The sequence below is a fragment of the Staphylococcus sp. GDY8P54P genome (genome assembly GCF_017892645.1).
In the GTDB taxonomy this organism is placed as follows: Bacteria; Bacillota; Bacilli; order Staphylococcales; family Staphylococcaceae; genus Staphylococcus; species Staphylococcus ureilyticus.
This window is the reverse complement of sequence record NZ_JAESLN010000055.1, coordinates 1-9,279: the sequence shown is the minus strand read 5'-3', so window position 1 is coordinate 9,279 and position 9,279 is coordinate 1. Positions and strand designations below refer to the sequence as shown.

Below are 9,279 nucleotides of genomic sequence, written 5' to 3'. Positions count from 1 at the left end.
GACATGAGCAGTTCTAGCTAATCAGCGATTTGTTTATAAATTCATATAAGTTTATTGTTAGGTATCAGTAATTGTTAATCGTGAAATATAATCTTTAGATGTTTAATGGTATCTTTTTGAAGACTCAATAAATGAGATTTAAAAGAAAAATTAGTGAAGAAGAAGTGCTTATTTATTATTTTTCATGTAAAATGATTAAGTATATGATTAATATTTTTGATTTAGGAGATAACTGAAATGGTAACGCAAGCAGAAGAAATAATTAAATTTGATCACGTATCTTTTAAATATAATAGCGATGAACCACTTGCGTTAAATGATGTATCATTTAGCATACCAAGAGGTAAATGGACTTCTATAGTAGGCCACAATGGTTCAGGTAAATCAACGATAGCAAAACTGATGATAGGCATTCAAAAACCTTTTGAAGGCCAAATTTATTTGAACGGTATAAGTATCAATGATGATAACTTAAATGAGTTAAGACAACATATAGGAATTGTATTTCAAAATCCAGAAAATCAATTTGTAGGGTCTACTGTAGAATTTGATGTAGCTTTTGGTTTAGAAAATAATGCGATAACTTACGAAAAGATGCACGAAATTGTACCCAAAGCATTAGCGGATGTAGATATGTTGGATAGAGCCACATATGAGCCGCAATCACTTTCAGGTGGTCAAAAACAGCGTGTCGCAATCGCAGGTGTCTTAGCATTAAATACGGATATCATTATATTAGATGAAGCGACGTCTATGTTAGATCCAGAAGGCAGAACAGAATTAATTTCATTAATTCACCGTTTAAAAGAAGAAAAAGATGTGACAATCATTTCCATCACTCATGATTTATCAGAAGCTATAGATGCGGACCATTTAGTTGTTTTAAACCAAGGTTCCTTATATCAAGCAGGTTTGCCTCAAGTTATTTTTAATAAAGGAGCGGCACTGACACAAATTGGTTTAGATTTACCGTTTGCAATGAGAATGAGCCAACAACTCTTAGGTGTTACTGACTATATTTCTTACGAAAGGTTGGTAAGCAAATTATGACTGTTAAATTTGATCAAGTATCTTATGTTTATCAAAAAGGAACACCTTATGAGCATCTTGCATTGAAAGACATTGTAACCACTTTTGAACAAGGGAAGTATTATGCAGTAATTGGTCAAACAGGCTCAGGCAAGTCTACATTAATTCAGCATATTAATGGACTACTCAAACCTTCACATGGCTCTTTAGAGGTCAATGATGTCCAAATTACACATAAAACTAAAGATAAGTATTTAAAACAAGTACGAAAACGTGTGGGGGTAGTATTCCAGTTTCCAGAATCACAACTTTTTGAAGACTCAGTAGAACGAGAAATATTATTTGGACCTAAAAATTTTAATATGCCACTTGAAGAAGTAAAAGTACGGGCATTTCAATTATTAATCGAATTCGGTTTTAATAGAGATATACTTGAACAATCGCCTTTCCAAATGTCGGGAGGCCAAATGAGAAAAATAGCAATTACTTCTATCTTAGCTATGGATCCAGATATTGTCATATTAGATGAACCCACTGCAGGTCTTGATCCTAAAAGTAGAAATCAAATCATGGAAATGTTAAAGAAACTTCAAGTTGAACAACATAAAACAATCATATTAGTCACGCATGAAATGAATGACGTTGCAAAATATGTTGATGAAGTAAAAATTATTAAGCAGGGCAAATTAGTTGAAAGCTGTTCTCCAAGAAAATTGTTTAATGCAAATGACTATGTTAAAGACATGCACTTGGATGTTCCAGATATCGTCAAATTACAGAGAGACATTGAAGCAAAACATCAAATTAAATTTGACCGTATTGCATTAACCGAATCAGAATTCACTGAGATGTATAAGGAGTGGCAAAAAAATGAGAGATAAGTTTATTATAGGACGTTATCTTCCATTAGACACTTTTGTACATCGTCGTGATCCACGTGCAAAATTAATTTTTGTCTTTTTATTTATTATATTAATATTTTTTGCACATTCATTTTTTACTTATTTATGGTTATTTATAATCATTGTAACCATGATGAAAACTGCTCATATAAAAGCTTGGTTTTTAATTAAGGGGTTAACCCCAATATGGATTTTTCTGATTTTCACCTTTTTAATGCATTTATTTTTAACTAAAGGTGGTATACGGATATTTGAATTCGGTTTTATTTCAATTGATACACATGGTATTTTAGAAGGTATTTATATTGTCTTGAGGTTAATGTTTATCATTATGGTGTCTACAATTATGACTTTAACGACAAGTCCTTTAGATCTTACTGATGCATTTGAAAGGTTATTATACCCATTAAAGTTGATAAAAATACCTGTACATTTACTGAGTATGATGATGTCAATTGCTTTACGTTTTATTCCAACTTTAATGAATGAACTGGATAAAATTATCTTAGCACAGAAATCAAGAGGTTCTGAAATCAGTTCAGGGGGATTAATCAATAGAGTGAGCGCGTTTATACCTTTGTTAATTCCTTTATTTATCTCAGCTTTCCAAAGAGCTGAAGATTTAGCAATTGCAATGGAAGTACGTGGTTATGATACAAACAAACAGCGAACGAGTTTTCGTCAATTAAACTGGCAAAAGTCTGATAGCTTGTTATTGATATCAATAATACCAATAGCAATAATATTATTTGTGTTAAAGTATATGGGAGTGTAAAGGATGGTTCGTGTTTTAGTAAATATTTCGTATCAAGGTAGTCAATTCTTAGGTTTTCAAATTCAAAATAATGGTAGAACGGTACAACAGCAATTTGAAAAAATACTTAAGCGCATGCACAAGCGACATGTTAGAATTCATCCTAGTAGCCGAACTGATCGTGGTGTGCATGCAATAGAGCAATATTTTCATTTTGATTCAGAGCTTAACATTTTACCCGATCAATGGCAGTATGCAATGAATCGGGCATTACCTGATGATATTTTTGTGAAACATGTTTCATTTGTAGATGCGTCATTCCACTGTAGATATGATTGTGTGGGTAAAACTTACCGCTATAAAGTTTATCAATCACCTAATAAAAATCCATTTGAATGTGGTTTGAAAGCACACGTACCTGAAAGTTTAGACTTTGAAAAGATGTCTCAGGCTGCCAGTTTATTTATGGGTACACATGACTTTACTGGTTTTTGTTCTCAAAAAACAGAAGTTGAAAGTAAAGTACGTACTCTATATGAAAGTAGAATCGAAAAAACAGAATATGGTTTTGATTATGTAGTTACTGGTTCAGGGTTTTTATATAATATGGTACGTGTGTTAGTTGCATTTTTAATTGGTGTGGGTAAAGAGAAATTTCAGCCTGAGTCAGTTCCACAATTATTAAAAGCGAAAGATCGCAATAAAGTTCCGTTTACTGCACCAGCAGAAGGATTATATTTGGAACATATATACTTGTCTCCCGAAGCACTCATAAGTGATTTTGGTGAAGACATAAAAATATATCAAAAAAAATCCACACAAAATAGGTAAATTACATTGACAAAACACCATAAAAATTATACGATAACTAACGGTATTGTTTTATATCACCCCACGATAAGCCCCGGAATCTTATTGTGTAACAAGATATAGAAGCACGTAGAAATTATAAATTAACAAAATAAATGCATTTAAGTTTAAATATCATTTCAATTAGACAAGAAACATTTATTTATTCTAGGAGGACAATTATATGCGTCAAACATTTATGGCTAATGAAGCAAACATTGAGCGCAAATGGTATGTTATTGATGCTGAAGGTCAAACACTTGGTCGTTTATCATCAGAAGTAGCTGCTATTCTACGCGGTAAAAATAAAGTAACTTATACACCACACGTTGATTCAGGTGATTATGTAATTATCATCAACGCTGCTAAAATTCAATTCACTGGTAATAAAGAACAAGACAAAATGTATTACCGTCACAGTAACCACCCAGGCGGAATCAAATCAATCTCTGCTGGTGAGTTAAAAGCTAAAAACCCAGAACGTTTACTTGAAAACTCAATTAAAGGTATGTTACCAAGCACACGTCTAGGTGAAAAACAAGGCAAAAAATTATTTGTATATGGTGGCGCTGAACATCCACACGCTGCACAACAACCAGAAAACTACGAGTTACGTGGTTAATTAAAAGGAGGAAATTACATTGGCACAAGTTGAATATAAAGGCACAGGCCGTCGTAAAAACTCAGTAGCACGTGTACGTTTAGTACCTGGCGAAGGTAACATCACTGTTAACCACACTGATGTACGTAGCTACTTACCATTCGAATCATTAATCTTAGACTTAAACCAACCATTTGATGTTACAGAAACTAAAGGTAACTATGATGTATTAGTTAACGTTCACGGTGGTGGTTTCACTGGACAAGCACAAGCTATCCGTCACGGTATCGCACGTGCTTTATTAGAAGCAGATCCTGAATATAGAGGTTCATTAAAACGCGCTGGATTACTTACACGTGACCCACGTATGAAAGAACGTAAAAAACCAGGTCTTAAAAAAGCTCGTCGTTCACCACAATTCTCAAAACGTTAATATATCAAATACTGTGGCGAATACGCTTCACCTACAGATTTGTACAATAATTGCTTAAGTAATTGTTGTTTATATAGCAACGATATTTCTAACTTCCCATATTTGTATGGGAAGTTTTTTTTGATTTATAAAATATTAAAAAAACAAACTTTGCTACTTTTAAAATTCAAAGCATTTGGTTTACTTTAGTAAGTTCAGTTAGTATGAAGTATAATAAAGTAAAAATGGTATTAGAGGTTATACATATGGCATTCAATAAATTAAAACATCTCTTGAAGCAATTGGTTTTCGTGTTAATATTTATTTTTTTAGCTAGTATTGTCGTTTTGACTTTAAATCAACTGTTTAACAAAACTCACATTAAAAACATGTCTAACGAGACATCGATTCCTACATTTTATTTGCATGGTTTTGCCGGTACAGCTAATTCAGAAAAATACATGGTTAATTCAGCAGTTCAAAATAATATTACAAATGACGTTGTTGAGGCCAAAGTTTCATCAAATGGAAAGGTGACATTTAATAAAAATATAGTTAACAATATGAAACGTCCGATTATAAAAATCATTTTTGAAGATAATGAAGAAAAAGATTTAGAAAAAGATGCGCAATGGATTAAAAATGTTATGATTGCTTTTAATGCAAAATATCATTTTAAAAAATTCAATTTTGTAGCTCATTCTATGGGAAATCAATCATTTAGTTACTATATGTTAAAGTATGGTGATGATAGTGCCTTACCTAAGTTAAATAAGCAAGTGAGTTTAGCTGGAAACTTTAACGGGGAAGTGGATATCAATGGTTTGGACTTAAATATATATTTAGATAAAAATGGCAAACCTAACAGGATGTTAAAAGCATATAGAAATTTATTATCTATGCAAGCGCACTATCCTAAAAATGCTGAAGTGCTTAATATTTATGGAGATTTAAAAGACGGAACCCATTCTGATGGTAGAGTTACAAATGTATCTTCAGAATCGTTAAGGTATCTCTTGTCAAATCACGTTAAAACTTATAAAACATACAAAGTATATGGACCAAAAGCAGAACATAGTGAGCTCCATGATAATAAAAAAGTTACAGATCAAATGAATGCATTTCTTTGGGGCTTATAAATGAAAAAGATAACTCTATGATTTTAGAATTATCTTTTGTACAGTTTTGAATCCATGTTATTTACTCATTCTAAAAGGCTTAAAATGTATTATTTTCAGCTGCTAATAATTGTAGTAAGTTTTTGCGATTTGCTTCACCATATACATGTGGCTGTATCATCATTTCATCTGCATTATATTGATTTGCGATAGCTTTAAGTTGAGTGAAAACTTCATTTGGCAAACCACTGATAACACGTGCTTTATTTTGATGCATTTTTTCTATTTCTCTAGTGGATGGCTGTCTTTGTTGCGCAAATGTAATTGATGGATAATGACTAGGTTGTTTTAAATAATTAATGCGTAATAGCCATAGATGAAAAGCTTGTTCTAACTCTTTGATTTTTTGAATGTCATTTGCTGTGATGACAAAAGTTGAAATAATAACATAAGGTGTTCGGTTTGGATGAAGTTCTGAAAATAGCTTACGATAAACAGCGATAGATTGTTTAACTTTATTTTTATTTTTCCCCATTAAAGCGGTGACAAAAGGTAAGCCGTGTTGTGCGGCGAGTTCAGCGCTATTTTGACTTGTGCCTAATAAATGCATATTAGGTTGCGTTGGGATTAAAGGCGTGGCGTATAATCCAGGAAATCTTTGCTTTTGAATGTCATCATTAAAATAGTTTGTTAGATCCACAATTTGTGTTTCAAAATCAATGTTAGCTGTTTTGTTTTCATTTAACGCTTGATTTACATTTTTAAAACTGAAAGAGCGGCCAATGCCTAAATCTACTCTACGAGGGTGACGTCCTTCTAATATTTTAAAGACTTCTGCTATTTTATAAGCACTATAGTGGGGAAGCATAACGCCACCACTGCCAATGCGTATCGAAGTAGTATTTTCTAACAAAGCCATCATAATCATTTCTGGAGCACTAGAAGCAACTGACAATACTTTGTGATGTTCAGCAACCCAAAATCGATAAAAATCTAATGATTCAGCAAGTTGAGCTAATTCAACAGAATGATTTATCGCTTGAGTGGTGTTACTACCTTCAAATATTGGGACATAGTCTAGTATACTTAATCGCATGTTTACATTCTCCTTCATTACAATCATTTAAGTGCTCTATTCTGTTTATCATAACATGTGGAAAAAATATCAAATAAGCGATTTGATTGATTGCATCACCTCATCACTATAAAATAGAAGAAAAGATGAAATGGAGGCAAAATAATGAAAACAGAAAGCATTGTATTAGCAAAACGTCCAGAAGGTATACCTTCAGATGATGTATTTAGATACGAAACTGTTGAAATAGATGAGCCTAGTAAAGATGAGATTCAAATTGAAGCGATATATATTTCGGTAGATCCATATATGCGTGGCAGAATGGATGATAGTAAATCTTATATTCAACCATTTCAATTGGATAAACCATTGGCAGGACATATTGTTGGAAAAGTAATACAATCCAATGCTGATGGTTTTGAACAAGGCGATTATGTTGTAGGTATGCTACCTTGGCAAAAACACACAAATGTATCAGCACAAAGTGTTACGAAAATTACCCAGCGAGACATTCCACTATACTTATATCTTAGCGTACTAGGTATGACTGGCCAAACAGCATATCACGGATTGCTAAAAATTGGACAACCAAAAGAAGGGGAAACAGTTGTTGTATCTGCAGCTTCAGGAGCTGTGGGTTCAGTAGTAGGTCAAATTGCTAAACTCAAAGGTGCTCGTGTAGTTGGTATTGCAGGTGGAACAAGTAAAACAGAATATTTAACTGATCAATTAGGATTTGATGCTAGCGTAGATTATAAAGCTGATAACTTCTCAGAAAAATTAGCTCAAGCGGTGCCTGATGGTGTAGATGTTTATTTTGAAAATGTTGGTGGACACATTGCAGATGAAGTTATGAAACACTTAAATCAATTTGCTAGAATTCCAGTATGTGGAGCGATTTCTGGTTATAATGATAAGGGTATTGAGCATGGTCCACGGATTCAACCAATTTTAATAAAATCACAAGCACTTATGAAAGGGTTTGTTGTGGCTAATTATGCAGACGACTTTAAACAAGCTAGTCAGCATCTTGCACAGTGGGTAAATGAAGACAAAATAAAAACAAAAACTTCAATCGTAGAAGGATTTGAAAACGTGCCTAATGCATTTAGAAATTTATTTACTGGAGACAATTTTGGTAAACAAGTGGTTCAAGTATCAGATAATTTATAACTAAAGGAGATGCACATATGAAAGCAATTGGTGCAGACAAACCGTTTACATTAGATGAGGGTAATCAATTTTATGAAATGGATATAGAGACGCCAAAACCTCAGCAGCGTGAGTTATTAGTACGTTTAACAGCTATTAGCGTTAATCCAGTAGATACGAAAATTAGACAATCGTCTATAAATGAGTCGCCAAGAATTCTAGGTTATGATGCTGTAGGCATTGTAGAAGATTTGGGTGAAGATGTTAAACAATTTAAAATTGGAGATGAAGTTTATTACTCAGGCTCACCATCATATCAAGGCTCAAATCAGACCTATCAACTTGTTGATGAACGCTTAGTAGCATTAAAGCCAAGTAATATTAGTGATACAGAAGCGGCAAGTTTACCATTAACTGGCTTAACAGCATCAGAGACACTTTTTGATGTTTTTAATATTTCTAAAAATCCTGAAGAAAATAAAGGTAAATCCTTATTAATAATTAATGGGGCAGGTGGCGTAGGCAGTATCGCGACACAGATAGCAAAATATTACGGATTACATGTCATCACCACTGCATCACGTGATGAAACGTATAATTGGTCAAAATCATTAGGTGCGGACATCGTGTTGAATCATAAAAATAATTTGACAGATGAATTTAAAAAATATGAAATTAGTGAAGTAGATTATATTTTTTGTACTTTTGATACGGACTTATATTATGAAAAAATGATTGAACTTGTAAAACCACGTGGTAAAATTGCGACAATTGTTGCTTTCAATCATGAGCAAGATTTGAATTTACTAAAGCGTAAAAGCATAACCTTTACTCATGAATATATGTATTCAAGACCTTTGAATCAAACAGAAGATATGGCTATTCACGGTACGTATCTAAAAGACATCACTGATAAAGTAGAATCTGGTGATTATCAACCAACAGCAAATGAAGTGTTAAAAGGATTAACAGCAGATAATATTTTTGAGGCGCATAGAAAAATGGAAAATCATAGAATGGTCGGTAAATTGGTTATTTCAATTTAACAAAAGTGAAAAGTATTCTTAACGAAAACACTGTTAGTTATATATAAATTATTGTTAAATCATATGTGATATGCCAAAGCGATTTGATTAAATAAAGAGCTTTCAAGGAGCAAATGCAGTCAAGTTATTATATTTGATTGTTATTTTGCTCCTTTATTTTTTCAACATAACCGTCTATCACATGTTCGGTATCATCATTTTCACTTTTGAATATATGTGTGTCTTAAAATAAAAGTTATATATAAATTAAAATGTTAAATGCAATTAAATTCATAAATTACGCATATTAGCACGATGTAAGGGTATATGTGACACATAAAGTGATAAAGTCCGTATAATTG

At 32.6% G+C, this 9,279-nt stretch carries 10 protein-coding genes; 9 read left to right on the top strand and 1 reads right to left on the bottom strand.

The genetic code is table 11. The annotated features are described in order from the left end of the window. The first annotated feature begins 237 nt into the window (after positions 1-237). From KA883_RS13470 to KA883_RS13440, 7 genes are all read left to right on the top strand, one after another. Positions 238-1,050, top strand: coding sequence for an energy-coupling factor transporter ATPase (locus KA883_RS13470; protein WP_046208415.1), 813 nt, complete (start codon positions 238-240; stop codon positions 1,048-1,050). Continuing rightward, on the top strand, positions 1,047-1,910 hold the full coding sequence (locus tag KA883_RS13465) for an energy-coupling factor transporter ATPase (RefSeq protein ID WP_046208414.1): 864 nt from the start codon (positions 1,047-1,049) through the stop codon (positions 1,908-1,910). The genes KA883_RS13470 and KA883_RS13465 overlap by 4 nt, the downstream gene beginning before the upstream one ends. Further along, positions 1,900-2,706: an energy-coupling factor transporter transmembrane component T family protein gene (locus tag KA883_RS13460; RefSeq protein ID WP_046208413.1), complete on the top strand. Its 807-nt coding sequence runs from the start codon at positions 1,900-1,902 to the stop codon at positions 2,704-2,706. Before KA883_RS13465 ends, KA883_RS13460 begins: the two co-directional genes overlap by 11 nt. Before the next feature lie 3 nt (positions 2,707-2,709). Further along, entirely contained in the window at positions 2,710-3,516 is an 807-nt protein-coding gene (gene truA, locus KA883_RS13455; RefSeq protein WP_046208412.1) for a tRNA pseudouridine(38-40) synthase TruA, read from the top strand. Between the two features lie 202 nt (positions 3,517-3,718). Continuing rightward, positions 3,719-4,156, top strand: a complete 438-nt coding sequence (gene rplM, locus KA883_RS13450; RefSeq protein ID WP_046208411.1) for a 50S ribosomal protein L13 — start codon at positions 3,719-3,721, stop codon at positions 4,154-4,156. A gap of 19 nt (positions 4,157-4,175) precedes the next feature. Beyond that, positions 4,176-4,568 (top strand): 30S ribosomal protein S9, encoded by a 393-nt coding sequence (gene rpsI / locus KA883_RS13445; protein WP_019468668.1) that lies wholly within the window; start codon positions 4,176-4,178, stop codon positions 4,566-4,568. Positions 4,569-4,813: 245 nt separating this feature from the next. Continuing rightward, on the top strand, positions 4,814-5,686 hold the full coding sequence (locus KA883_RS13440; protein WP_046208409.1) for an alpha/beta hydrolase: 873 nt from the start codon (positions 4,814-4,816) through the stop codon (positions 5,684-5,686). Positions 5,687-5,765: 79 nt separating this feature from the next. Here the strand turns inward: KA883_RS13440 and KA883_RS13435 are convergent, their stop codons facing one another. Beyond that, entirely contained in the window at positions 5,766-6,761 is a 996-nt protein-coding gene (locus tag KA883_RS13435; RefSeq protein WP_046208408.1) for an LLM class flavin-dependent oxidoreductase, read from the bottom strand. A gap of 144 nt (positions 6,762-6,905) precedes the next feature. Between KA883_RS13435 and KA883_RS13430 the strand changes: the two genes are divergently transcribed. Further along, on the top strand, positions 6,906-7,913 hold the full coding sequence (locus KA883_RS13430; RefSeq protein ID WP_046208407.1) for an NADP-dependent oxidoreductase: 1,008 nt from the start codon (positions 6,906-6,908) through the stop codon (positions 7,911-7,913). A gap of 17 nt (positions 7,914-7,930) precedes the next feature. Then, positions 7,931-8,938 (top strand): zinc-binding alcohol dehydrogenase family protein, encoded by a 1,008-nt coding sequence (locus KA883_RS13425; protein ID WP_046208406.1) that lies wholly within the window; start codon positions 7,931-7,933, stop codon positions 8,936-8,938. The last annotated feature ends 341 nt before the right edge of the window (positions 8,939-9,279 follow it).